The sequence below is a fragment of the Marinobacterium nitratireducens genome (genome assembly GCF_014645375.1).
GTDB classification, from domain to species: Bacteria; Pseudomonadota; Gammaproteobacteria; order Pseudomonadales; family Balneatricaceae; genus Marinobacterium_A; species Marinobacterium_A nitratireducens.
The window spans coordinates 478,983-504,686 of record NZ_BMLT01000001.1; the positions used below are offsets into that span (position 1 = coordinate 478,983).

20 protein-coding genes and 1 tRNA gene are annotated in these 25,704 nt (G+C 62.6%); 16 read left to right on the forward strand and 5 right to left on the reverse strand.

The genetic code is table 11. From position 1 onward, the window contains the following. The first annotated feature begins 133 nt into the window (after positions 1-133). The 7 genes from aptA (at position 134) to IEX85_RS02165 (ending at position 11,145) form a co-directional block, all read left to right on the forward strand. A complete protein-coding gene (aptA, locus tag IEX85_RS02135) occupies positions 134-1,477 on the forward strand; it encodes an omega-aminotransferase AptA (protein ID WP_188857778.1) in 1,344 nt (447 codons plus the stop codon). A gap of 69 nt (positions 1,478-1,546) precedes the next feature. Then, positions 1,547-3,037: a CoA-acylating methylmalonate-semialdehyde dehydrogenase gene (locus tag IEX85_RS02140; protein ID WP_188857780.1), complete on the forward strand. Its 1,491-nt coding sequence runs from the start codon at positions 1,547-1,549 to the stop codon at positions 3,035-3,037. 298 nt (positions 3,038-3,335) lie between these two features. Then, entirely contained in the window at positions 3,336-4,271 is a 936-nt protein-coding gene (locus IEX85_RS02145; protein ID WP_188857782.1) for a LysR family transcriptional regulator, read from the forward strand. A 73-nt stretch (positions 4,272-4,344) separates the two neighbouring features. After that, positions 4,345-4,959 (forward strand): TetR/AcrR family transcriptional regulator, encoded by a 615-nt coding sequence (locus IEX85_RS02150; RefSeq protein ID WP_188857784.1) that lies wholly within the window; start codon positions 4,345-4,347, stop codon positions 4,957-4,959. Positions 4,960-5,400: 441 nt separating this feature from the next. Next, positions 5,401-6,552, forward strand: coding sequence for an efflux RND transporter periplasmic adaptor subunit (locus tag IEX85_RS02155; protein WP_188857785.1), 1,152 nt, complete (start codon positions 5,401-5,403; stop codon positions 6,550-6,552). Between the two features lie 28 nt (positions 6,553-6,580). After that, entirely contained in the window at positions 6,581-9,724 is a 3,144-nt protein-coding gene (locus tag IEX85_RS02160) for an efflux RND transporter permease subunit (protein ID WP_188857787.1), read from the forward strand. Further along, the gene (locus IEX85_RS02165; protein WP_188857789.1) at positions 9,721-11,145 is read left to right on the forward strand and encodes an efflux transporter outer membrane subunit; all 1,425 of its coding nucleotides are present in this window, start codon (positions 9,721-9,723) and stop codon (positions 11,143-11,145) included. The genes IEX85_RS02160 and IEX85_RS02165 overlap by 4 nt, the downstream gene beginning before the upstream one ends. A gap of 59 nt (positions 11,146-11,204) precedes the next feature. Here the strand turns inward: IEX85_RS02165 and gap are convergent, their stop codons facing one another. After that, positions 11,205-12,209: a type I glyceraldehyde-3-phosphate dehydrogenase gene (gene gap / locus IEX85_RS02170; RefSeq protein WP_188857795.1), complete on the reverse strand. Its 1,005-nt coding sequence runs from the start codon at positions 12,207-12,209 to the stop codon at positions 11,205-11,207. Positions 12,210-12,361: 152 nt separating this feature from the next. Here gap and IEX85_RS02175 point away from each other — a divergent pair. The 8 genes from IEX85_RS02175 to IEX85_RS02210 all read left to right on the forward strand — a co-directional run bounded on the left by IEX85_RS02175 (position 12,362) and on the right by IEX85_RS02210 (position 18,896). Continuing rightward, positions 12,362-12,435, forward strand: a tRNA-Cys gene (locus IEX85_RS02175). A 185-nt stretch (positions 12,436-12,620) separates the two neighbouring features. Further along, positions 12,621-13,376, forward strand: coding sequence for a DNA-binding protein (locus tag IEX85_RS02180; protein ID WP_188857797.1), 756 nt, complete (start codon positions 12,621-12,623; stop codon positions 13,374-13,376). A gap of 75 nt (positions 13,377-13,451) precedes the next feature. After that, positions 13,452-13,925, forward strand: a complete 474-nt coding sequence (locus IEX85_RS02185; protein WP_188857799.1) for a response regulator — start codon at positions 13,452-13,454, stop codon at positions 13,923-13,925. 35 nt (positions 13,926-13,960) lie between these two features. After that, positions 13,961-14,626 (forward strand): response regulator, encoded by a 666-nt coding sequence (locus tag IEX85_RS02190; RefSeq protein ID WP_188857801.1) that lies wholly within the window; start codon positions 13,961-13,963, stop codon positions 14,624-14,626. A gap of 120 nt (positions 14,627-14,746) precedes the next feature. Further along, positions 14,747-15,028 (forward strand): hypothetical protein, encoded by a 282-nt coding sequence (locus IEX85_RS02195; RefSeq protein ID WP_188857802.1) that lies wholly within the window; start codon positions 14,747-14,749, stop codon positions 15,026-15,028. A 149-nt stretch (positions 15,029-15,177) separates the two neighbouring features. Then, a complete protein-coding gene (locus IEX85_RS02200; protein ID WP_188857804.1) occupies positions 15,178-15,585 on the forward strand; it encodes a ketosteroid isomerase-related protein in 408 nt (135 codons plus the stop codon). 94 nt (positions 15,586-15,679) lie between these two features. Beyond that, complete coding sequence (locus tag IEX85_RS02205; RefSeq protein ID WP_188857806.1) at positions 15,680-17,728, forward strand: UvrD-helicase domain-containing protein; 2,049 nt, start codon at positions 15,680-15,682, stop codon at positions 17,726-17,728. A 268-nt stretch (positions 17,729-17,996) separates the two neighbouring features. Next, a complete protein-coding gene (locus IEX85_RS02210) occupies positions 17,997-18,896 on the forward strand; it encodes a hypothetical protein (RefSeq protein ID WP_188857808.1) in 900 nt (299 codons plus the stop codon). A gap of 9 nt (positions 18,897-18,905) precedes the next feature. Here IEX85_RS02210 and IEX85_RS02215 read toward each other — a convergent pair whose 3' ends face one another. The 3 genes from IEX85_RS02215 to IEX85_RS02225 all read right to left on the reverse strand — a co-directional run bounded on the left by IEX85_RS02215 (position 18,906) and on the right by IEX85_RS02225 (position 23,194). Beyond that, positions 18,906-20,186 carry an NAD(P)/FAD-dependent oxidoreductase gene (locus IEX85_RS02215; protein WP_188857809.1) on the reverse strand — a complete coding sequence of 427 codons (1,281 nt, stop codon included), beginning with the start codon at positions 20,184-20,186 and terminating at the stop codon, positions 18,906-18,908. Positions 20,187-20,250: 64 nt separating this feature from the next. After that, the gene (locus IEX85_RS02220; protein WP_188857811.1) at positions 20,251-21,717 is read right to left on the reverse strand and encodes a Na+/H+ antiporter NhaC family protein; all 1,467 of its coding nucleotides are present in this window, start codon (positions 21,715-21,717) and stop codon (positions 20,251-20,253) included. A 118-nt stretch (positions 21,718-21,835) separates the two neighbouring features. Continuing rightward, complete coding sequence (locus tag IEX85_RS02225; RefSeq protein ID WP_188857813.1) at positions 21,836-23,194, reverse strand: glutamine synthetase family protein; 1,359 nt, start codon at positions 23,192-23,194, stop codon at positions 21,836-21,838. Positions 23,195-23,583: 389 nt separating this feature from the next. Here IEX85_RS02225 and IEX85_RS02230 point away from each other — a divergent pair, with 389 nt between their 5' ends. After that, positions 23,584-24,126, forward strand: coding sequence for a cupin domain-containing protein (locus tag IEX85_RS02230; protein WP_188857815.1), 543 nt, complete (start codon positions 23,584-23,586; stop codon positions 24,124-24,126). A gap of 204 nt (positions 24,127-24,330) precedes the next feature. Here the strand turns inward: IEX85_RS02230 and IEX85_RS02235 are convergent, their stop codons facing one another. Then, on the reverse strand, positions 24,331-25,647 hold the full coding sequence (locus IEX85_RS02235) for an ABC transporter substrate-binding protein (protein WP_188857817.1): 1,317 nt from the start codon (positions 25,645-25,647) through the stop codon (positions 24,331-24,333). Between the last annotated feature and the right edge of the window lie 57 nt (positions 25,648-25,704).

The window sequence follows — 25,704 nt, forward strand, 5'->3', positions numbered from 1 at the left end:
GATATCCATCACGGAAATCGGGCCGGAAAAAGTTAAGTTATCTCTAACCTAAAGGTAATTAAATTTGAATTTAACTTAACATTCAAAGGGTTCAGACTGGCCCTATCAACTCCTGACGAACAAGGGTATCGCCATGTCTGAACCGGATACTTGCAACACCGCGGGCCTGAGCCCCGAGCAGCTCGATGCCTACTGGATGCCGTACACCGCCAACCGGCAGTTCAAGCGCGACCCGCGCATGATCGTCGGCGCCGAAGGCTGCTACTACAAATCGGCTGACGGTCGCCGTATCTTCGACGGACTGTCCGGTCTATGGACCTGTGGCGCCGGCCACAACCGTCCCGAGATTGCCGAGGCCGTCGCCCGGCAGCTGCGCGAACTCGATTATGCACCGGCATTCCAGCACGGCCATCCCAAGGCGTTCGAGCTGGCGCACCGGATCACCCAGCTGGCGCCAGCCGGTCTCGACCACGTCTTCTTTACCGGTTCCGGTTCCGAGAGCGCCGATACCTCGCTGAAGATCGCCCGCGCCTACTGGCGCAAAAAGGGGCAGCCGAGCAAGACCAAGCTGATCGGTCGCGCCAAGGGTTACCACGGCGTCAACTTCGGCGGCATCAGCCTTGGCGGCATCGGCGCCAACCGGGCGCTGTTCGGCCAGGGTGTCGACGCCGACCATCTGCCCCATACGCTGCTGAAGGAAAACGCCTTCACCCGCGGCATGCCGGAAACCGGTGCCGACAAGGCCGAGGATCTGCTGGAACTGATCGCGCTGCACGATGCCAGCAATATCGCCGCCGTCATCGTCGAGCCGCTGGCGGGCTCCGCCGGCGTGATTCCGCCGCCGGTCGGTTACCTCAAGCGCCTGCGCGAGATCTGCGATGCACACAATATCCTGCTGATCTTCGACGAGGTCATCACCGGTTTCGGTCGCATGGGCTCGATGACCGGAGCCGAGGAATTCGGCGTGGTGCCGGACATCATGAACGTCGCCAAGCAGCTGACCAACGGCGCGGTGCCGATGGGCGCGGTGATCTGTCAGCGCGAGATCTACCAGACCTTCATGGAGCAGGGTGGTCCCGAATACATGCTCGAACTGCCCCATGGCTATACCTATTCAGGGCATCCGGTGGCCTGCGCCGCGGCGCTGGCGTCGCTCGATATACTCGCGAAGGACAACCTGATCGACAGGGTACGGGAGATGGCACCGATCTTCGAGAACGGCCTCCACAGTCTCAAGGGCACGCGCTATATCAGCGATATTCGCAACTACGGTCTCGCTGGTGCGCTGCAGATCGAACCCTACCCGGGCGAGCCCGCGCGCCGTCCCGCCGAAATCGCCATGAAGTGCTGGGAGAAGGGCTTCTACGTTCGCTACGGCGGCGACACCATCCAGCTGGGACTGCCGTTTATCGTCGAACGCGAGCAGATCGACAGCCTGATCAACGCCCTTGGCGATGCCATCGGCGAACTGGATTGAACCATTTCTTGCCGAACCGACCCACAGGGGCGGTTCGGACGACAGTTTTGACAGTAAAGAGGTAGAGACATGACCACCATCGGCCACCTGATCAACGGCATCGTGCAGAACGACGCCGCGCGCACCCAGAACGTCTACAACCCGTCCACCGGCGAAGTGTCGAAGCAGGTTGCGCTGGCCGGCAAGGCGACCGTCGAGGAGGCGATCGCCGCAGCCCAGGCTGCGTTCCCGGCCTGGCGCAACACGCCGCCGCAAAAGCGGGCGCGCATCATGTTCCGTTTCAAGGAGCTGCTGGAGCAGAATGCCGACGAGATCTGCCGCCTGATCGGTGAAGAACACGGCAAGATTTCCCACGACGCCCTGGGCGAGCTGCAGCGCGGCATCGAAAACGTCGAGTACGCCTGCGGTGTACCGGAGCTGCTCAAGGGCGAGTACAGCAAGAACGTCGGTCCCGCTATCGATTCCTGGAGCGAGTTCCAACCGCTGGGTGTGGTCGCCGGCATCACGCCGTTCAACTTCCCGGCGATGGTGCCGCTGTGGATGTACCCGATCGCCATCGCCTGCGGCAACACCTTCGTGCTGAAGCCCTCCGAGCGCGACCCGAGCTCGACGCTGTTCATCGCCGAGCTGGCGCTGGAAGCGGGTCTGCCGGCGGGCGTCCTGAACGTCGTCAACGGGGACAAGGAAGCCGTCGACACCCTGCTCGACGATTCCCGCGTCCAGGCGGTCAGCTTCGTCGGCTCCACGCCGATTGCCGAGTACATTTACAGCCGCGCCAGTGCCAACGGCAAGCGCTGTCAGGCCCTGGGTGGCGCCAAGAACCACGCCATCGTGATGCCGGACGCCGATATGGACAATGCCGTCAGCGCCCTGACCGGTGCCGCCTTCGGCTCGTCCGGCGAGCGCTGCATGGCCTTGTCGGTTGCCGTTGCCGTCGGCGACGAAGCCGCTGATGCCCTGATCGGCAAGATGAAGGCGCAGATGCAGGAATTGAAAGTTGGCGCCTTCAGCGACGCGGGCAACGATTTCGGTCCGGTGATCACCAAAGCGCACCAAGAAAAGGTGATCGGTTACATCAACAGCGCCGAGGAAGACGGCGCCGACATCGTCGTCGATGGCCGCAACCCGCAGGTACCCGGTTACGAAAACGGCTTCTTCGTCGGCGGCACCCTGATCGACCGTGTCACGCCGGACATGCTCTGCTACCGCGATGAAATCTTCGGGCCGGTGCTGCTGGTAGTGCGGGTCGACAGCATGCAGGAAGCGATGAATCTGATCGATGCGCACGAGTACGGTAACGGTACCTGCATCTTCACCCGCGATGGCGAAGCGGCGCGCTACTTCAGTGACAACATCCAGGTCGGCATGGTCGGCATCAACGTGCCGCTGCCGGTTCCGGTCGCCTATCACAGCTTCGGCGGCTGGAAACGTTCGCTGTTCGGCGACCTCTTTGCCTACGGCCCGGATGGCGTGCGTTTCTACACCCGCCGCAAGACCGTTACCCAGCGCTGGCCCTCCGCCGGCGTGCGCGAAGGCGTGCAGTTCTCCTTCCCGTCCTGACCGGGGAAGGTCCGATAAACGGGGGCTGATGCCCCCGTTTTTTCGGCCTTCGCGCTTTAGCGGAAAGGTGATGTAACTCGCAGCTACCAAAGATGGGTTACGCCGCCGTCAGAACCCTCTGCCAATCGACAGGAACGCGTAGATGGCGGCTTCACCCATCCTACGGTTTTTTACCATGTTTCGGTCTTGGCAGTTTATTCCCGCCAAACGGAATCAGGCTGTCCTGCGCCGCTTGCAGACTTCTTAAAGGTAAGTTATTGGTTAAGTTTCCTTCGCGATTTTTATAAAAGCCTGAACAATGAAGCCAAAACAAGTGCTCAGCCAGGTCAGTGATTTCGACCTGCGCCTGCTGCGCATCTTCAGGACGGTGGCCGAGTGCGGCAGTTTCTCCGCCGCAGAAAGCGCACTCGGGATCACGCGATCGGCCGTCAGTCAGCATATGAGCGATCTCGAGAAACGCGTCGGCATGCGTCTGTGCCAGCGCGGAAGAGGGGGCTTTTCCCTGACCGACGAGGGACGACGGGTACTCGATGCCGGCGAGGTGCTGCTCGCGGCGGTCGAGGACTACCGTAGCGAGGTCAACCGCATCAACCGCCAGCTGCGCGGCGAGCTCAATATCGGCATCGTCAACAACCTGGTTACCCAGCCACAGATGCTCATCACCCGAGCGCTGAAAGAGCTGCAGTCCAGGGGCGATGGCGTGCGGATCAATATCAGTATGAGTACGCCCGGCGAAATCGAACGGGGGCTTTTCGACGGTCGCCTGCATGTCGGCGCGATTCCCTTCAACACACCGCTGTCGGGTCTGGATTACAGCCAGCTCTATGAAGAGCGCTCCTATCTCTACTGCAGCCACGAGCATCCGTTTTTTCAGGATCCCGAAGAGCCGGACCACCGCAAGCTGAGCACGGCCGATGCCGTCGTGCCGAGCTATCGCATGACCGCCGAAGCCATCGAGCTGCACCAGCAGCTGAACTGTACCGCCACCGCCTCCGACCGCGAGGGAATCGCCTTTCTGATACTGACTGGCGGCTACATCGGCTACCTGCCGGATCACTACGCCGCCAACTGGGTCGGCAAGGGGCAGATGAAGCCGCTGTGCCGGGAACGGCTGCATTTCGATACCGGGCTGAGCATCGTCACGCGCAAGGGGCGACGCTCGAACCTGATTCTGGAAACCTTTCTCGAGTCCCTTCAGGGGGCCGATCCGGCTCCTCTGCAGCCAGGCGGCTGAGGTCGCTTGGTGCAACCCCACGAATACTGTACCGTATAGAGCAGAATGAAATTACAGGAGTCAGACTGCAACGATGCCCGACAGCACAGCCGGCAAGCCGCGTCGCAAGGGGAAACGCGCCGCTATCATCGCCGCGGCGGTCAAGGAGTTTCAGGAACGGGGATTCCTCGAAACGAGCATGGACCGCATCGCGGAAACCGCACAGGTGTCCAAACGCACCGTGTACAACCATTTTCCCTCCAAGGAAGAGCTGTTTCAGTCAATCGTCACTGAGCTGCTGGATCGCTGCGGCCATCTGGAGGTGCCGGAACCCAATGCCGACTCTCCGATAAAAGACCAGTTGATGGCGGTGGGGCGCTGCTACGCCGAGCTGATGACGAGCGATGATTTCATCAAACTGTCCCGGGTGGTGCTGTCGCGCTTTATCCAGTCTCCCGGCCTTGTCGGCAGCGCCATCACCGGGCAGGAGCCGCAGCAACCGATTCTGGAATGGTTCGAGGCGGCGCAGCAGCGCGGACTGCTGCCGCATTTCGACAATGTTCAGGCTACCAAGGAGTTCACCGGCCTGATCAATGCCACCGAGTTCTGGCCAAAGCTGATCTCGAACGAGCAACTGCCGGGCGACGAGGCGCGTGAACGCTATCTCGACTCGATCGCATCGATGTTTCTCAACCACTACGCGCCCTGAGCGTGTAGTGAGACCCATATTCCGGGGCGCCTCGGCAGGCGGAACGCTGTCCGGCCGCGTGCCGCCCCGATGGAAAAAGCCGGAAGGGCACAGCTCAGTGCACTGACCGGCATTGCATCCCTCATCTTCTTCTGAACGCAACCTAACGGCGCTGCCACTCTGGCGGCTGCTGTTCTAGTGCGTCGTTTTCCCACCTCTGCAAAGGTACGTTGTCGCGCTGGCGGCACCCGTCAGGTCCCAGCCATATCCGTTGTTGCATTCGTCAACCGAATTAAACTACACTGTGCAGTATATTATACACTGTACAGTGTAGTTTAATTCGGTGGCGTGCCACCGGAACCGGTCGGTTCTGGCGGCGTGTCTGCAACAACCATCCGGATGATCAGGTTCCGCCCGGGATTGCGGGCATGTCATCCCAATTCATTAACCAGTGGACGAACGATGAAACACAATCACGCCTCCGCCAGCCGGTCCGGCACCAGAAGGCACAACCGCTATGTACCGATGGGGCTTTTGCTGCTGGCCGGCTTGCTGGCAGGGTGCGAGCCGCAGGAGGTCACACAACAGGACCCGCTGGTACCGGTCAAGGCGATCAAGGTCGTACCGCAGGACGTCGAACTGCTGGATCAGTTCACTGGCGAGGTCAGCAGCGCGCAACAGATCGAACTGCGGGCCCGGGTATCGGGCGTGCTGGAACAGAAGCACTTTGCCGATGGCGCCATGGTGGAAGCCGGTCAACTGCTGTTCAGCCTCGACGACCGCGACTACAGGGCCCGACTGCAGAAGGCCAGGGCGGAGCTCTCCAGCGCCCGCAGCGATTACAACCGCGCCAGGCTCGACGTCGAGCGCTACAGGCCGCTGCTCAAGACCCAGGCCATCGCGCGCCGGGTATACGATAACGCCACCGCTGCGATGAACGCTGCCGCATCACAGGTCGAGAACGCCGAGGCGGCCGTCCGGCAGGCGGAGCTGTCGGTGGAGTACGCCGCGATCAGATCGCCGGTTTCCGGCCGCATCGGTGCCGCCGACGTCGATGTCGGAGACCTGGTCAATGCCAGTTCGACCCTGCTGGCCAGCGTGTCGACGGTTGACAGTTCCTGGATCTATTTCAGCGTCAGCGAAAGCAAGCTGCTGCAGTACGAACGGGTCCACGGTCGCATCGATATGGAGACCGGCGAACAAACCAGCGTGCAGCTGATTCTCGCCGACGGATCCCTTTACCCGTATCCCGGCCGCATCAACTTCGCCGACCGTGCGCTCAACGCCAGCACCGGCACCTTCCGTCTGCGTGCCGAGTTTCCGAACCCGGATGGCCTCCTGCGCCCGGGCATGTTCGCCCGTGTTCGCGTGGTGACCGAAGTCGCAAAAGACGTCATTGCCATCCCCGACAGGGCCCTGTCGCAGCTGCTGAACGACTACTTCGTGACGCTGGTGGAAGAGGGCGATGTCGCCCGGCAGGTCTCGGTGAAGCCGGGTCCGCGCCAGGACGGTCTCTGGATTATCGAACAGGGAATCGAAGCCGGCGACCGGGTCGTTATCGAAGGCATCCAGAAGGCGCGCGACGGTATGCGCCTTAAGGTCGAGCATCTCTGAGCCAGCCAAGCATCCGGAGTAATTTTCCATGGCACAGTTTTTCTTGCGACGGCCCGTTTTCGCGGTCGTCATCTCGGTTTTTCTGGTGCTGGCCGGCTCCCTGGTGATGCTCGGTCTGCCGGTGGCCCAGTTTCCCGATATCGCCCCGCCCACGGTGCAGATCAGCACCGCCTATCCCGGGGCCGATGCCGAAACCGTGACCGATTCCGTGGTCTCGCCGCTGGACTCCCAGATCAACGGCGTTACCGACATGCGCTATATCCGCGCGGTGGCAGGCAACGACGGCTCCGCCAGCATTCAGGTGACCTTCGCGCTGGAGCGCGACGCGGACATCGCCGCGGTGGAAACCCAGAACCGCGTCAGCCAGGTCACTTCCCGGCTGCCTTCGGAAGTCAACGATATCGGCGTCTCGGTAGCCAAGTCATCGCCCGATGTACTGATGTTCGCCACGGTGTTTTCGCCCGATGACAGCAAGGACCGTATCTTTCTCGACAACTACCTGAACAATTTCTGGGTCGACGAACTGAAGCGTATCCCCGGCGTCGGTGACCTGAAACTCTTCGGTTCCGAGTTCGGCATGCGCATCTGGCTGCGTCCCGACCGCATGGCGGCGCTCGGTCTCACCGCTTCGGATATCGTTGCGGCGGTACAGGAACAGAACAAGCAGGCCGCGGCCGGTCAGGTCGGCCAGCCGCCGGTGAAAACCGAAAGCGGATTCCAGTATTCGCTGTCGCTGAAAGGGCGGCTGGCGGATGTCGGCGAGTTCGAGGACATCATCCTGCGTGCCAACTCCGACGGCTCGCTGCTGCGGCTGAAGGATGTCGCCCGGATCGAACTCGGTGCCCGGGACTACAACATCTACGGCCGCTACAACGACAACGTCAGCACCGCCTTTGCGGTCTACCTGTCGCCGGGTGCCAATGCCATGGCGACCTCCGCTATGCTGCGCGACAAGATGGCCGAGCTCGCGATGGAACTGCCGCCGGGAGTCGACTATTCGGTGGTCTATGACACCTCGAATTTCGTCAAGGCTTCCATCGAGGAGGTTGTGCAAACCTTCATCGAAGCCCTGGTGCTGGTGACACTGGTGGTATTCCTGTTTCTGCAGAACTGGCGTGCCACGCTCATTCCGATGATCGCGGTACCGATCTCGCTGATCGCGACCTTTATCAGCTATCAGGTACTGGGGTTCTCGATTAATACGCTGTCGCTGTTCGGCATGGTGCTGGCGATCGGCATCGTCGTCGACGACGCAATCGTGGTGGTCGAAGCGGTAGAGGAAAAGATGACGGCGGAAGGTCTGTCGCCGTTCGACGCTACCGTCAAGGCCATGAAGGAAGTGTCCGGCGCGCTGATCGCGATGGCGCTGGTGCTGGCCGCGGTGTTCGTGCCGATGGCCTTCGTGCCCGGCGTGACCGGCCAGCTGTACAAGCAGTTCGCCCTGACCATCGCCGTATCGACGCTGTTCTCGGCGCTGGTGGCGCTGACCCTGTCGCCGGTGATGTGTGCCTTCATTCTCAAGGCCGGGCATGCCGGCAGCAACAGCCCGGGGCTGCTGCAGCGCTTCTTCGATCGCTTCAACCGCGGCTTCGATGCGCTGACACGCGGCTACCTGGGGATGACGCGATCGCTGGTCAATGGTCTCAAGCGGGTATTGCTGTTCCTCGCGGTCGTCGTTATCGGCATCTACGCGCTGGCCCGCATCACACCCACAGGGTTCGTGCCCGACGAGGACCAGGGCGCCTTCTTCGTACAGGCGCTGCTGCCGGAAGCGGCGACCACGACCCGGACCGAGGCACTGGTCGACGATCTCAGCAGCCAGCTGCAGCAATTGCCGGGCGTCGAGGGGGTACTGGGCATCACCGGCTTCGACCTGATCACCGGCGTGGCGGCGCCCAATGGCGGCCTGCTGGTCGTGCAGCTGGAGGACTGGGCCGAGCGACAGAATGCCGACGAACAGATCTCGGCGCTGCTGGCCCGGGCGCAGGCGATCGGGGCCGGGGCGGAAGAAGGTCTGGTGTTCGCCTTCAACCCGCCGGCACTGCCGGGCTACGGGTCGGTTTCGGGCGTATCGATGATGCTGCAGGCGCAGCGTGGCCAGTCTCCGGTCGAACTCGCGCAGGTAACCCAGGATTTTATCGCCGCGGCCAATGCCCGGCCGGAAATCGCCCAGCTCAGCACCACCTTCGCCGCGGCTACACCCAACTATCGCATCGAGGTGGATCGCGAAAAGATCAAGAAGTTGGGGATCCCGATCAGCGAGGTTTTCGACAGCATGCAGGTATTCCTCGGCAGCCTGCAGGTCAACGACTATACCCAGTTCGGCAAGAACTACCGCGTCAGCGTCCAGGCCGACAGTGAATTCCGCGAGGACATATCCACCCTGTCGCAGCTGCACGTGCGCAATGCCAAGGGGGAGATGGTACCGCTGGATACGCTGGTCAGCTACGAACAAAGCTCGGCGCCGCGCTTCGTGATGCGCTTCAACCTCTATCCGACCGCGGAACTGACCGGCACGCCGGCGCAGGGTTACAGCTCGGGTCAGGTACTGCAGGCACTGCAGGAAGTCGCCGGCGCCGAGCTGCCCAAGGGCTACGGCTTCGAGTGGTCGGGTCAGACGCGCGAAGAAGTCGAAACCGGCAATACCGGCACCTATGTGCTGTTGCTGTCGGTCGTAGTGGTGTTCCTGTTCCTGGCGGCACTCTACGAGAGCTGGAGCGTGCCCTTTGCAGTGATGATGGCGGTGCCCTTCGGACTGCTGGGGGTATTCGGCGGTCTGCTGGTGACCAGAATGGACTTCAACGTCTACGGCCAGATCGGTCTGGTGACCCTGGTGGGGCTGTCGGCGAAGAACGCCATCCTGATCGTCGAGTACGCCAAGATTCACTACGAACAGAAAGGCTACGCCCTGGTCGATGCGGCAATGGAGGCGGCGCGGCTGCGCCTGCGCCCGATTCTGATGACGTCCTTCGCCTTTATTCTCGGCGTGGTACCGCTGATGATCGCCAGCGGGGCGGGGAGTGCATCCAAGAACTCCGTCGGCACGGCGGTGTTCTTCGGCATGATGGCTGCGACAGTGTTCGGCGTGTTCTTCGTTCCCGCATTCTATGTGATGGTGCAGCGCCTGACCGAGCGCCTGAGCGGCAGAAAGCCGCAGGGAGGTGAAGGATGAAGCGCGCTCTGATGCTGTGCGCCGTGCTGGTGCTGGTCACCGGCTGTGCCGTCGGCCCCGACTACCGGCGTCCCGAACTCGGGACGCCCGACAGTTACCGTGCGCCGGTCGCTGCCGGCCAGACGGGATCGATCGCGAATATCGAATGGTTCGAGCTGTTTAACGACCCCTATCTGGAGCGGTTGATCCGAAGCGCGCTGGAGCAGAACACGGATCTGGGTATCGCGCTGGCGCGCCTCGAGGCGTCGAACGCCAGGCTGAGGGTCGCGCGCAGTGCCTTCGGGCCCGAATTACGCGGGACCCTGTCGCCCGGCTTCACGCCGGGCGAGGGTAACGATGCCGTATACAGCTCGGGTATCGGCATGTCCTGGGAGCTCGACGTGCTGGGCAAGATCCGCCGTGCCAGCGAAGCCGAACGGGCTGCGCTGCTGGCGACCGAAGACGGTACGCGCGCGGTGATGTCGTCACTCGTGGTGCAGGTGGCGCAGACCTGGTACAGCCTGCTGGCGCTCGACCAGGAGGCACGCGTCATCGAGCGCACGCTCGACAGCCAGCAGCGGTCGCTCGAGCTGGTCCGGGCCCAGCTTCAAAGCGGCGTATCCACCCAAGCCGAGGAGCAGCAGGCCACCGCCCAGCTGGCAGCGACCCGGGCGCAGCTGCCGAGGGTGCGCCAGCGCACCCTGGCGACCGAGAACGCACTGTCGATACTGCTGGGCCAGGCGCCGCAGTCGTTCATGGGTCGGCCGGCCATCGAGCCGCTGGCGCAGATCGACGACCGTGCGCTGAGGCTGGGCCTGCCGGTCGAGCTGCTCGAGCGCCGTCCCGATATTCGCGGGGCGGAACAGCAGCTCCACGCCGCCACGGCCAGGGTCGGCGTCGCCATCGCCAACCGTTTCCCGGTACCGACCATCGGGCTAACCGGCATCGTCGGGCGCTTGTCGACGGATTTCAGCGACATAGGGGGCGGCGGTGATTCCGTGAGCCTCGGCGGCTGGGGACCCTACGTCGACATCCCGATCGTCGACTGGGGACGGGCGAAAGGCAATGAGCAGGCGGCACGGGCCGGTGTGGAGCAGGCGCTGCTGGGTTATCGGGCGACGGTACTGAACGCCCTGCGGGAGGTATCCGATGCGGTCAATGCCTTCGTAAACGCGGGCGCGGTGATCGATTCGAACGCGGTCTACGCGAACGCCGCCGGCCGAAGCCTGCAACTGCAGCGTCAGCGCTTTGGCAGCGGTGTGGTGGGCTACCTCGAGGTACTCGACGCCGAACGCCAGCTGCTCAATGCCGAACTGGGACTTGCCCGGGCCAGGCTCGACCGTGTCATCGCCTATCTCGATCTGTACCGCGCGCTGGGCGGGGGCTGGAGCGACGCCGATCTCTCGGCTGCCAGGCTTTTGCGTGCGCCGGACCGCGGATAATGCCCTGACAGGTGCGTGCGCACCGGTGCCGGTACCGCGATACCGGCACCGCTGGCGTTTCACGCGCCCATGGCGCAGACCGCGGTATCGAGCATGCGGTTGGAGAAGCCCCACTCGTTGTCGTACCAGGCGAAGACCTTGACCATGTTGTCGAGGCTGCGGGTCTGGGTGCAGTCGAAAATGCAGGATGCGGGGTTGTGGTTGAAGTCGACCGATACCAGCGGCAGGTCGTTGCACTGCAATATGCCCTTCATCGGACCGGCTGCGGCCTCGCGCATCAGGCAGTTGATCTCGTCCGCCGTCACCGCACGGGCCGGCGTGAAGCTCAGGTCGACAAGAGACACGTTGATCGTCGGCACCCGTACCGCCATGCCGGTCAGTCTGCCGGCAAGTTCCGGCAGCACCAGACCCACGGCTTCGGCCGCGCCGGTCTTGGTCGGGATCATCGACTGCGTGGCGGAACGGGCCCGGTAGGGGTCCGGGTGATAGACGTCGGACAGATTCTGGTCGTTGGTGTAGGAATGAATGGTGGTCATCAGGCCTTCGACGATACCGACCTGCTGGTGCAGTATGCTGGCCATAGGCGCCAGGCAGTTGGTGGTGCAGGAGGCATTGGAGATAATTCGGTCCTCTGCTTTGAGCGAGCGGTGGTTGACGCCGTAGACAATGGTGGCGTCGGCGCCTTTGGCCGGCGCCGAGACGAGCACCTTGCGGGCCCCCCGGTCAAGGTGGACGGAGGCGGCGTCCCTGGCGGTGAATCGCCCGGTGCATTCGAGCACCAGGTCTATGTCCAGTTCGCTCCAGGGCAGCTTCCGTGCGTCTGGCTCGCTCAGGATCTCGATGGCATCGCCGGCGACGATCATCTGCCGTCCCTCGACCCGGACCGGGACACCGAAGGGCCCGTGCACCGAGTCGAAGCGCGTCAGGTGAGCGTTGATGGCGGCATCGCCGAGGTCGTTGATGGCGACCAGCTGAATCTGCTCCGTACGCCCCGACTCGTAGAGCGCCCGGAGAACATTGCGTCCGATCCGTCCGTATCCATTAATTGCTGCTCTGATGGCCATGCTGCTCTCTCCACTTCGCTATTGACCTGTGCAACCGGGGCTCCACCCCGGACTGCGCATTGCGTACAGGAAGTACGGTCACTTTTAGCATAGATGATTGCTCTGAACGGTTGACCCGACTCTGCATTGCTGTATGATGCTCGGCTCCTGAGGGCTGGATGGCAGAGTGGTCATGCAGCGGACTGCAACTCCGTGTACGCCGGTTCGATTCCGACTCCAGCCTCCATTCTCCCCCTGTCTGCGTTTTCACCGTTCCCCCCATGTCCCAAACTCCTGAAACTCGGCGAGTTCAGCGGGTCTATTTGTCATCTTTACAACGACGCCGATGCGACTTTTGGGTTATCCTGCTGTCTCGACCCGGCAGCTTGCCGGATTCCGAGTGTCTGTAATACGTATACTGTATCGTTTGATATGAAACCCGGATCCGATACCCGACAAAAAGTTTTCGTTGCCGCCGATCAGCTGCTGGAACAGGGGGTCCGTCCGACCCAGCAGAACGTTCGCGAACTGATCGGCAGCGGCAGTCTGACCACCATCAACAAAGCACTGGGCGACTGGTGGAAGACGTTGGGCGAGCGCATCAGCCGCCGCAACGACCACCCCGAGCTGCCGGAACCGGTGCTGTCCGCCGCGGGTAAACTCTGGGATCAGGCGCTGGCGTATGCCGAACAGCGCTTTGGTCAGCGGCTCGCCGAGGTCGAGCGTCAGCATCTCGGCCAGCTCGAACAGCTCAAGCACGAGGACCGGGCGCGCGGCGACGACGTGCGCCAGTTGCAGGAACAGAACGCCCGGCTGCTGGAGCGCAGCGAGCAACTGGCCGCGCAACTCGACGAATCCCAGCTCGAGCGTCTTCGCCTCGAAGAACGGCTCATACGCCTCACCGCCGAATACGAGGAAGCCGGTCGGCGCCTGAAGCAGCAGGAGCGTCTGCAGGCAGGTCAGGGCAGCGCCCGGGATGCCGAAGAGCTTCTCGATGCCCGTGTGCGTCTGCGCATCCAGGAGGAGGAGGTGCGTCGCCTGCAGACCAGCAACGATCGCCTGGCCGACGACAATGCCCAGTTAAGGCAGCAGCTTCAGGAACAGGAGCGCGCGTCGACGGCGCGCATCCACCAGCTCGAGCTGGAACTGGCGCGCCTGGAGATCCGGCGCGAGGCCCTGGCGCCCTAGAAGCCTGTCGGTCATTGTTGCCGGCCACGTCTTTCGCTAAGTTGTATTTTGATTTTTCGCTCTCGGGAAACACGCATGGATATTATCCTCGACAACGATGCCAGCTATGAACAGGTGGTCGAGGCGCTGAAGCGCTGCGGCGCCGAAGAAGCAGTCTGTTGCCGCACCGAAGCTCTGTTCGGTCTGGCCAAAAGCGCCCTGGTCAGGGAAAAGATCGCCGGGGTCACCATTCAGCTGCTTGACGCCGACGGCTACGCCATCCGGCAGGTCACCAGCCGCCGTCGCGACGAAAACGCCAGCCAGGGCGACGCTCTCAATGATCGTCAGGTCGCTGTGGTTAAGGCGCTGGAAAAGGTATTGGCTTATTGTCGCAAGGAGGGCGTGCAGCTGGTCGGCTACAGTGACGAACTGGTCGCGCTGCCCGCGCACGTCAAGCCGGAGGATATCGCTACGGCGTCGGCACGGGATATCGATACCCGGGGCGTCTATCGCGGCGCGGAAGCGCTGATGTTCGACCCGGGCTCGGACTTATGTAAGGTTCTAGGTTAGATTGATTTATTAAAGTTCTGAATTATGGGCCTTTTATGAGCGAAATTCGGGTGCTACTCGTTGACGACCATGCCGTGGTGCGGGATGGTTTTCAGCGCATACTGGAGTCGGATGAGCGTATTCGCATCATCGACAGCGCGAGCAACGGGCAGGAAGCCTTCGAGAAGTTTCGCACCTCCGAGCCCGATGTTGTGGTGCTGGACCTGACCATGCCGAATCACGATGGCGACCTTGACGGGTCCAGCATTTCAGGGGGCATGGAGGCCATCCGGCGGATTCTGGCCTACGACGGAAAGGCCCGCGTACTGGTGCTCAGCGGCTGCGAAACCAGGCCCTATCCAACCCAGGTGGTCGGCATCGGCGTCAGGGGGTATCTGACCAAGCACTGCGCGCCCGCGGAGCTGATCGAGGCGGTGGTGCGCATCGACAGCGGCGACAGTTACTACTCGCCGGTTATCCAGGAGCAGCTCGATCACCCGGAAAGCTGCGACGCATCGCCGGTCAACGTACTCAGCCCCCGGGAGCTGCAGATTTTCGTGCTGCTGGCGGAAGGCCTCCCGGTGAGTCGTGTGGCCGATCAGATGTTCCTGAGCCCCAAAACCGTGCATGCGCACCGCTCCAACATCAAGCGCAAGCTGGCGCTGCAGAGCAACTCCGAGATCGTTCACCTGGCATTGCGCCATGGTTTGATCGACCCCTGAGAACCCAAACCACGCCGACGTTGTCCATACTGTAGTCTGAGAAGGCAGTCGCCGGCGCGCGACGCTTCTCGGCGTGGCAATGCCCGGTGCCATTTATCCGGCCCACATCAGGACAAGCGAATGCATGAAATGGAAGCCTCCAGCGAAATGCTGCTGGAAAGCCATTTTATCTGGCATGAAATACGGGTTGGCGACCTGATCAGCCTGGAAGCCAATCTCGAAGACAAGGGCGAGGTGCTGCTGCATCGCGACAAGCCGTACCAGGTGCTGTCGAAGCTCGACCTGGCGCCCGGCAATCAGGTGTTTGTGGTGCAGTCCGACATCACCGGCGACCTGGTATACGTGCATCCTTTTCTCGTCGCCAGCTACGACAACAGCCACGAGCCCTCACCATTGATGTGAGTGGGATGACGTTGGAGTCACCACTCACCACTCACCATAACCACATGACGCAATTGCTGAACGGCAGGTCGCTCAGGGGCGCCCGAGCAGGGGCCCGGCCATGGTAGTCTCGGCGAACATTTTATCCCAACCGCACACGGAGCCACGGCATGCATGACGCTACCCGTCAGCTGATTCACGACTACTACGCGGCGTTCAACGCCGGTGACATGGACCGCTTTCTCGATCTTCTTACCGACGACGTCGTGCACGATATCAATCAGGGTGGCCGGGAAGTCGGCCGCGAAGCGTTCGCCGCTTTCATGACCCGGATGAACGACAGTTACCGCGAGCAACTGGTCGATATCGAGGTTATGGTCAACGACGACGGCACTCGCGCGGCGGCGGAGTTCGTGGTGCTGGGCAGCTACCTGAAATCGGACCCGGGCCTGCCCCCGGCGCGGGGGCAGCAATACCGCCTGCCAGCCGGTGCCTTCTTCGAGCTGCGTGACGGCAAGGTCGCCCGAATCAGCAACTACTACAACCTCGAGGACTGGATCCAACAGGTCAGCGCCTGAGGTTGCGTTCTGCCGCCCGAAGCCCTATAACGTTCCCAGCCCCGCTCACGGAAGCGCGGGCCGATCCATGAACGCCAGGGAGCGCGGCAGCCATTTGACCACTTCCAAACCCACCGCACGCATCAGCAGCCTGTTCGGACGGCGCCGGCTCGAACTCTGTAGCGACGGTCTGCGTATTCTCGACGCTGACAGCCGGCTGATCTCCTGGACCGAGCTGGCGCGTCAGGCGCAACTGGAGCCCGGGCTGCTGTTCAGGCACCTGAGACTGACGGGTGGCGATACGCGTCTGAACTGGCTGCCGCGCTGGCGCAGGCGCTTCTGGCGCCTGTATCGCCAGCAATTGCAGCTGCATTGCCGGCCGCTAATGGAGCGGGAGCTGCAGCATATCGAATCCGAACTGCAGCGGGTATATCCGCGCCAATCCCGCTGGCGGGCGCTCAGCGGTCGGGCGCAACAGGTGCTGCAACGCTTTCACGACCTCCCGTTCGACGACGATCCGCTGCTGCGACGCCTGCGCCTTGTCGCCGCGGCGGACGAGGGCCTGCTGGCGCGCTACCGGGAACACTTTGTCGAACAGCGCCAGAATCAGTTCCGCGATATTTTTGAAAAGGTTGAACGTCAGCCGCTGACCGAAGCGCAGCAGCGCGCCTGTATCGTCGATGATGATCGCAACCTGGTGCTGGCCGGCGCCGGCAGCGGCAAGACCAGCACCCTTATCGCCCGTACCGCCTATCTGGTCGCCAGCGGCCAGGCCAGACCCGACGAGATCTTGCTGCTGGCCTATGGCCGGGAAGCCGCAAGGGAGATGCGCGAGAGGTTGCAGCAGCGCCTGGGTATCGATGTCCCCGCCACGACTTTTCATGCGCTGGGCCAGCGCATCATCAAGACCGTCGACGGGGAAAGACCGGCTATCAGCAACCTCGCGTCCGAGGGGAGGGCGCTGGACCGCTGGGTTGCCGCGCAACTGGAAACGCTGCTCGTTGATCCGGGGTTCTGCCGCGATCTTGCGCATTACTGCAAGCATTTCCGCCGGCCGGCGGTCGATCTCGATGGCGTCGAAGAGCCTGAGGCGCTGCGTGCCCTGCTGAGCAAAACCCGGGTGCTGGACAGCCTTGCCGTACTGCTGACTCAGGCGCTGCGTCGCTATCGTACCGCCGCGCTGGACAGAGCGGCGCTCGAGGCAAGACTGGCTCAGAGTCCGCAACCGGACCATGCCCGGGCCACTATGGCGCTGCTGGAGCCATTGCTCGAGCGCTACAGCGATGCGCTCGCGGCCAGCGGAGAAATCGATTTCGACGACATGATTCGGCTCGCCTGCCAGGCCCTCGTGCAGGGGCGGTTCAGGCCGCGCTGGCGCTTTATCCTGGTCGACGAATTCCAGGATCTGTCAGCACCGCGCGCCGATCTGATCAGGGCACTGCTCGGCGCGGTGCCGGACGCGTCACTGTTCGCGGTGGGCGATGACTGGCAGTCGATCTATCGCTTCAGCGGCAGTGACCTGCGCCTGACAACCGATTTCGCCGCCTGTTTCGGCCCGGCGACCCTGAGTGCGCTGGACCTGACCTTTCGCTTCAACGACCGTATCAACGAGGTGGCCTCCGGCTTCGTGCTGCGCAATCCGTCCCAGCTTCCGAAAACACTGGCGACCCTCCGACACAGCGATGCGCCTGCGGTGACGCTGGTCGGCCATGTACGTGGCGAGGAGGATGCAGCGCTGACCGGGCTGCTCGGGGCACTGGCCCGCGAAGCGGCGCCGCAATCGAGGGTATTGCTGCTGTCGCGTCACCGTTTCCGTCTGCCGGAAGCCGACCGCCTGGCGATGCTCGCCCGCAGCTGTTCCGGGCTGCAGCTGGAGGCGCAGACCTGCCACGGCGCCAAAGGCCGGGAGGCCGATTACGTCATACTGCTGGGGCTCGATCAGGGCACCTGGGGCTTTCCCCAGGCGCAGTCCGAACAACCGTTGCTCGAGGCGTTGCTGGCACCGGCGGACCGCTTCGAGCACGCCGAGGAGCGCCGGCTGTTCTACGTCGCTCTGACGCGGGCAAGGTCGCATGTCTATCTGCTGTGCGATCGCGCCGCGCCGTCGGTCTTTGCCCGCGAACTGCTCGAGCAGGGGTATCCGGTCAATCGCGAAGGACTTTAGCCAGGCTTTGCAGGACCGGCGCCCCGCCGGGAAAAGGTTCCCGGGGTGCCGGATTGAACCGCCGCGGCGCGGTGCCTCTTGAGATTCATTGCGCGCCCAGACCATCCTGCCGGGGAATCAATTCGGCATTTGCCAACTCTAACGGCTGCACTGGCGAATCGTACGGATTCGTACAAAAATGAAGGAATACTGAGGTTACAGGAAGTACGTCCCGATGAATCACTGGTCAGGGCGCAGTCGACGGCGCAGGAGACCAGGGAGGTGGACCATGAACCCTGTTTGGGCGGCGCTGCTTGTCTGCTGCCTGATTACCACTCCAAAAGCGCTGGCCGAACTCCCGGTACAGCCCCCCGGTGCGGGCATTCACCCGCTGTGCTTCGTGCAGCTTTTTGCGGCGCTCAGAACCGAGGACCCGTTTCAGCCGGTGGCCTGCGATTCGCTGCCCGGCGGGCAGCCGGTCGAGATTTTGCCCGGCCAGGACGCCGCCGATCTGACCTATTCCTCGGAAATTTTCGGTGAAACCGGACGGACACGGGGCTTCGTCGCCTACACCGTCGCGGGACACTGGCCGAGCAGTAACAACGACAACCAGTGGACACTGTTCGAAGTCACCACCAACTACGGCGACGTCGGTCTTTACAGTTCTATCTGGCTGCTGATGCAGCCGGGCGATCGGCAGATTGTCGAGCCGTTGCTATACCTGCCCGGCGGCGATCGCTGCAATGACGGCGGGTTGCTGGTGTCGGAAGTGGCTTCGGACCGGCTGATTTTCATGTCGGCGGCGACGCCGTTTCGTCTGCTCAACCCCACCACCGATACGGACTGGCATCTGATCTCTCTGGGGCCTGGCGGTGAGCCGCGGCTCGAGAAAGGTCCGTTCATGGGCTGGCAGCCGGGCCGCGATGTCAGCGACGCGGCGACCGCCTGCGCCGGCCGGCTGGTCAAGTCCTACAACTTCAAGACCGATCGCCTCGATGTGCTGGGCGTGCATATCGACCGCCAGGCATTCCTCGATGCCCGCCAGGGCAGCAGGCAGGCCTGCATCAACGAGTGGCTCAAGCGCCAGCCCTTCGAACGCGCCGGTGCGCTCGAAGGACGCGTGCTGGACGTCGACCTCGATACCTGGAGCGAGATGCTGTCGAGCCTCGGCAGCGAATGCTCGGGCTGAGGAGAGCGGTCAGATTCCCAGTCGGTCGCGCAGGCTGTAGAACCAGGCGCCCATCGCGGTCAGGGGCACCCTGAACATACGTCCTCCCGGGAAAGGCATCTGCGGCAACCCGGCGAAAACGTCGAAACGTTCCGCCTGTCCGCTGATCGCCTCGCTGATCAGGCGCCCGGCCAGATGGGTACTGGCGATGCCGTGACCGCTGTAGCCCTGTGCGTAGTAGATATTGCTGCCGATACGGCCGAACTGGGGCAGGCGCATCAGCGTCAGCAGGAAGTTGCCGGTCCAGGCATAGTCCACTTTCACCCCCTGGAGCTCCGGGAAAGTCTTGAGCATGTTGGGTCGGATCAGATCCTCGATTCGGCTTGGATCCCGGGCGCCATAGGTCACGCCGCCGCCGTAAATCAGCCGGCCGTCGCCGGACAGGCGGAAATAGTCCAGCAGGTAGTTGCAGTCCTCGACGCAGTTGTCCCTGGGCAGCAGAGAGCGCTGAGTCTCCGGCGACAGCGGTTCGGTGGTGATGACCTGGGTGCCGCAGGGCATCGACCGCGAGGCCAGTTGCGGAATCAGCCCGCCAAGGTAGGCGTTGCCGGCCACCACGACGAAGTCCGCCGTGACGCTGCCGTTGGCGGTGTGCAGGCGCACCTTGTCGCCTTCCTCGACCCGCTCGACGGCGGAATCCTCGTAAATGACGCCACCGAGGCTTTCCAGTGCCGCCGCTTCGCCGAGCACCAGGTTGAGAGGATGGAAGTGGCCGCCACTGTGGTCGATCAGACCGCCGACGTAGCGGTTGGTGCCGACCCGGCCGCGGATCCCGGTTTCATCGAGCAGCTCCAGCTGTTCGTGACCGTGGGCTTCCCACAGTCGCTTCTTGGCTTCCAGCTCCCGCATCTGCTTATCGGTGCAGGCGGCGAAGATACCGCCGTCCTTGAGATCGCACTGAATGTCGTAACGGGCGACGAAATCGCGAATGACCCGACCGCCCTCGAACGCCATCTGCCCCATGGCGCGGGCGGTATCGCTGCCGTAATGCTGCTCGATGAAGTCGAGATCGCGGCTGTAGCTGTGCACGATCTGGCCGCCGTTGCGACCGGATGCGCCAAAGCCGATCCGGTTGGCCTCCAGCACGCGCACACGGTAGCCTTTTTGCGCCAGGTGCAGCGCACTGGAAAGTCCGGTGAAGCCTGCCCCGATTACACAGACGTCGGCGCTTTCGTGGCCCGTCAGCGCCGGACGCAGCCGGGTGTCGTTGGCGGAAGCGGCATAGTAGGAAGAGGTATGTTGCGTTGTCATCTTGAGTCTCGCCGGCAGCCCCGGAGGGCTGCCTCTTGAAATTGGAACTTGTGGATCGTCAGGCCTACGCGAAGCCCAGTATCAGAAAGCTCGCGATCGCAAGTACGCCGCCGAGCAATGCGTACGGCAACTGGGTGATGGCATGGCCCATGGTGGTGCAGCCGGACCCCTGGGAGGACAGCACCGTCGAGTCGCTGAAGAAGCAGGCGTGACTGCCGAAAGCAGAAGCCGACAGCAGTGCGCCGACGGTCAGCGGCATCGAGATATCGAGGCTCTGCGCCAGCGGTATCACGATCGGCAGGGAGACCACGAATACGCCCCAGCTGGAACCGGTGGCGAACACCACCGCTGCCATCAGGGTGAAGACCATGGCCGGCAGCAGCTCGGGGGACAGGTAGGGCGTCACCGACTCGATGATATAGGCGGTCATGCCCAGCTGGTCGTTGATTTCCTTGACCATGAAACCCGCGGCGACGACCGCGATCGGATACAGCATTACCTTGAAGCCATCCAGCATCGCATCGACCATCTGACCCAGGCTCTGAAGCCGCTGCCAGTAGTACAGCACCATGGTGAACAGCGACGCCACCAGCGCGCCCTTGAGCAGGTCGATCTCATAGTAGACGCTGGCGCCTACCAGCACGGCCATCGGCAGCAGGAAATTCAGCAGTCCGCGCAGTGCCGAGGTACGGGGCATCTGCCGGGTATCGAAGCCGTCCTGCGCTACGCCATCCGGAATCGTCTGACCGTTGCGCGCGCGCCGCTCGGCCGCCTTCATCGGGCCGATATCCGGTATCAGCCCCATCACCACCAGCCAGACGATCAGCAGCGCCGCCCAGCCATACGCCATGTACGGAATCGCATCGATATACAGCGACATGCCGCCACCCTCGGACACCGCATTGTTTTCCTCCAGCAGCGCGGCGAAGTAGACGGCCCAGGTCGAGACCGGTACCAGAATGCACACGGGAGCGGCGGTTGAGTCGACGACGTAGGCGAGCTTTTCGCGCGAGATGCGGTAGCGGTCGGTAAGGTTTTTCATCGATGCCGATACCGCCAGCGAATTGAGATAGTCATCGATGAACACCAGCAGGCCAAGCGCCGTGGTGCAGAGCAATGTCTGGCGGCCACTCTTGAGACGGCGTACCAGCAGCCCGCTGAAGCTCAGCACACTGCCGCCGCGCTCGAGCATATTGATGAGCCCGCCCATCATGCCGCAGACGAGAATGATCCAGGCGATGGTCTCGTCCATCATCACGCCCATTGAAAGGTCGCCAAGCCCCTGGATCAGATTGGACGGGTCGATCAGCAGCAGTCCGGCCACGACTCCGGTCAGTATCGATTCCAGCGGGCGCTTGCTGATGATCGCAACGATCAGAATCAACAGCGAGGGCAACAGGCTGATGGCGCCGTAGCCGTCATCGGCGGGGTGTTGCAGTGAGATATAACCGAAGCCCAGGGCCAGCAGGGCGCAGCAGAGCACCGGTTTCCATCGGGTGCTGCCGGTCAGCGCCATGGTAGTCGTTGTCATTGTCTTGCGTACTCCAGCTCTTTTATTGTTGGTATGCCTCCGGGCGGCAGCTGGCGCCCGGAGCAGGTGCAGACAGTCGGAAACCCCGGCGGACGTCAGTGGCGTCCGCCGCTGCCGGTCAGAGCGTCGACAGGTACCACTGGGTTTCCAGCTCGCTGACGTGGCGTTCGAACCGGCTCAGTTCGTCGGCCTTGCAGGCGTCGTAAAGATCGACGAAGTCGCGGCCGAGGTAGCTCGCCAGCGCCTCGTTCGCGCGGAAGGCTTCCAGCGCCTCCGACATTCGGATCGGCAGGCCGATCTCCTCGTCGGCGAAGGCGTTGCCCTCGGTCTCCGGCCCCGGCCGGCACTCGTTTTCCAGGCCGTAATGGATACCGGCCAGCAATGCCGCCATCACCAGGTAAGGGTTGGCGTCGGCGCCGGAGACGCGGTGCTCGATGCGGGTGGCTTCTTCCGGGCCTGCCGGAATACGTACCGCCACGGTACGGTTGTCGTAGCCCCAGTTAGGTGCGATAGGCACGTAGTAGCCCGGCTGCAGGCGGCGATAGGAATTGACGTTGGGGCAGAACAGCGCGACCGAGGCCGGCATCAGCGCCAGCAGACCGCCCACGGCCTGCTCGAGCAGGCGCTGATGCGCCGCGAACACATTCTTGCCGTTGTCGTCGACCAGGCTGATATGGATGTGCATGCCGTTGCCGGCCTCTTCCTCGTATGGTTTGGCCATGAACGAGGCTTCCATGCCGTGCTTGTCGGCTACGGCCTTGATGACGCGCTTGAGCAGCAGGGCGTTGTCGCAGGCGGCAATCGGATCGTCCTGATGCTTGAGGTTGATCTCGAACTGCCCCGGCGCGTTTTCGGCCACGGCGGTATCGGCCGGAATGCCCTGGGCGGCGGTATATTCTGCGATTTCTTCAAGCAGATTCGCGTAGTCGTCCAGGTTGTTGATCGAATACACCTGGGTATGCTCGTCACGCTTGCCGCTTTTCGGTGACAGCGGCGGCTGGGGGCGGCCGTCGGCGTCGCGCTGCTGGTCGAGCAGATAGAATTCAAGCTCCACCGCCACCACCGGCTTGTAACCCAGGGCGTCAAATTTTTTCAACACCCGCGCAAGCACGTGGCGCGGGTCGCCGAAGAACGGCGAACCGTCCTCCTCGTACATGTGCATCATCAACTGTGCCATCGGGCGGCGCTGCCAGGGCGCGATCTTCAGGGTGCCGGGCTCGGGATGGCAGGGAAAATCCGGCTCGCCGATCTCCAGGCCCAGGCCGCAGCTTTCGACGGTGGAACCTGTGATATCGAGGGAAAACAGGGAGGCGGGCAGGTTAACGCCGTGGGCATAGGCCTTGCTCAGGCTGTCGCGTTCGATTCGCTTGCCGCGTATGACACCGTTCAGGTCGGGGATCAGCAGGTCTACGGCTTCGACTTCGGGGTGTTCGCTTAAAAAAAGCTCGGCTTCATTGTTATGCATCTGGGAAGACATGGTCTTGTCCTTGGTTTTTTTTCTAACGTCAAAGACGCTGGTGCGGCCAACATCGGCCTAATTGCGTGTTTGTTATATCGAACAGTTTAGGCGTGAGCTTTCCCGGGGGTCAACCCCGTAATGATCAAATAAAACAACATAAATGCGCCCATTTACCCCCATGTAGGTATTTATGATTTTATATTCCACACAGATCCGCCTTGACCGGCACCATGTCGGATCACAGGCTGCCCCTGGCGCACCGATATGTCGCGAAATACTGATCACATGAGCGGCCACTCTGCGCATTTCGGGCTCCTGTTCGCGTTTTGCCGATCATGTCTTGATGTTATAGTGATCCGCGGCGTCACACGGACGATCAATATTCTCAACGCAGCAGGAGTTGCAGTGTGGATGTAGGGGATCGACTCAAGAAAATCCGTCAGATATACGGGTTTTCGCAACGGGAGCTGGCCAAAAGGGTCGGCATGACCAACAGCACCATTTCAATGATCGAGCAGAACCGCGTCAGTCCATCGGTCAGTTCACTCAAGAAGATCCTCGACGGCATCCCGATGTCGGTAACCGAGTTCTTTACCGCCGATTTCAGCGAGCACGACAAGGTCGTTTACCGGCCTGACGAGCTGATCGACATCGGCAGCGACGGCATCGAACTGAAGCTGGTGGGCAGCGTCGAGCAGAAATCCAACCTGGCACTGCTGATAGAAACCTACGCCCCCGGCGCCGATACCGGCACCGAAATGATGTCCCATGAGGGCGAGGAAGCCGGCACTGTCATAGAAGGCACCATCGAAGTCACCATCGGCGGCGAGGTACACAGCCTGAGCGCCGGCGACAGCTATTCGTTTTCGACCAAGATTCCGCACCGGTTTCGTAACCGCAGCAAGAAGGTCTGTCGCATCGTCAGCGCGCACACGCCGCCGACGTTTTGATGGTTAGCGGTTAGTGGATAGTAGTAAGGCGTCAAGCGTAAGGCGCGGTGGCCGACAGACCTGTAGGAGCTCGCTCCGCGAGCGAACCGAAGATTGGCAGCGTGCTGCAAGACTGTTCGCCCACAGAGTGGGCTCCTACGCCTGCGAACGGGTTTTGAAGTAACTGTTGACAGCGAACACCCGGCAATCACACTGATTCACGCCTCAAAGCCAGGGCGGGGCGATAAAGCGCTGGTCGGCGTAGCGGGGCGGCCAGATGATGCGCGCCTCGCCGTCCATCAACTGCGCCAGCGGGAAAAAAAAGCCTTCCATGAACGAGCCTGCCTGCACTTCGTTGGCGGACACGGTGTTTTCCATCGGCTCGCTGGCGAACTGGTAGCGATTCCAGACACCGCGGTACGGCAACCGGTATACGGTGCGAATCAGATCGTCGAGATCGAGGCTGGCGGTGGCGTTCAGAATCCGTATCGCCATGCGGGTGTAGTCGTAGTGAATGCCGGCGGCGGCGATGCTCGGCATGTCGCCGAACAGGTATCGATAACGCCTGACCCACCACTGCTGCCAGAGCGCCATCGGCATGGCGCTGTCCATGGCGATCACGTAGTTGGATGCCTCGCCTGTGGTCGCATACCAGTCGCGGCTCCAGCGCAGGCCGTGACCGACCAGCAGTGCCGGCACCTGATGCTCCCTGAACTGGCGGACGAAGGCGGTGGCCGCCTGTCCGTCGGTGGTGGACATCAACACCAGTGAGATCTTGTCACGCCGGTACGACTGCATCAGCTCGCCGAACTCCATCTGACCCGGACCGGTGAGCTGCGGCTGGGCAACGCTGAAGCCCGAGGACTGCAGACTGTCGAACAGCGCCTCGCCCCAACCCTGACCGTAGGCGGTGTTTTCCGCCATGATCGCGACACGGTCGTTGCGCGGTCGCCAGAGTCCCTGCCGACGAAGGTATCGCAGCGGTTCGCCATAACGGGCCCCCAGCAGCGCCGGCGTCGGCCAGCCCTTGAACCAGCCGCGATATTTTTGGTAGTCGCTGTTGATGCGCTCGGCGATTGACAGCGCCTCGCCGGCATGACCGAGGTGCATGACACCGTAGGGTGCTTCCGCATCCATTAGCGCCAGCGCCACGTCCGAGTGCCAGCCGCCGACGAACATTGCGGCATGATCACGGGTCAGCGCGCGTCGGACGGCGATCACCGCGCGTTCCGGATCCGACGCGCTGTCGACCCAGAGCGGCTGGATATCACGCCGTACGCCTTCAACCCTTGCCGGAATTTCACCTTCGTCGCGGGCATCCTTGAGGGCCATCAGTATGCCCTGACGTATCTCGAGGCCGGTATCCCGGGCCGGCCCCGAAAACGGGCCGACAAAGCCGATGTGCAGCGCCTGGGCGCCGATCTCGGCCGCCCCGGTCGCGGAGGATAACAGCAGTCCCGGGGCTGCACCGACGGCAAGCCGCAATAGCCGTCGCCGGCTCAGCGACGGGGAGGGAGGCCTCGCTTTTTCAGATTCATGCATCGCTGTTCCTCTTTCCAACAGCTTAGCAGGCTGTCGCAGACTGCCGGGAAGCGCTAA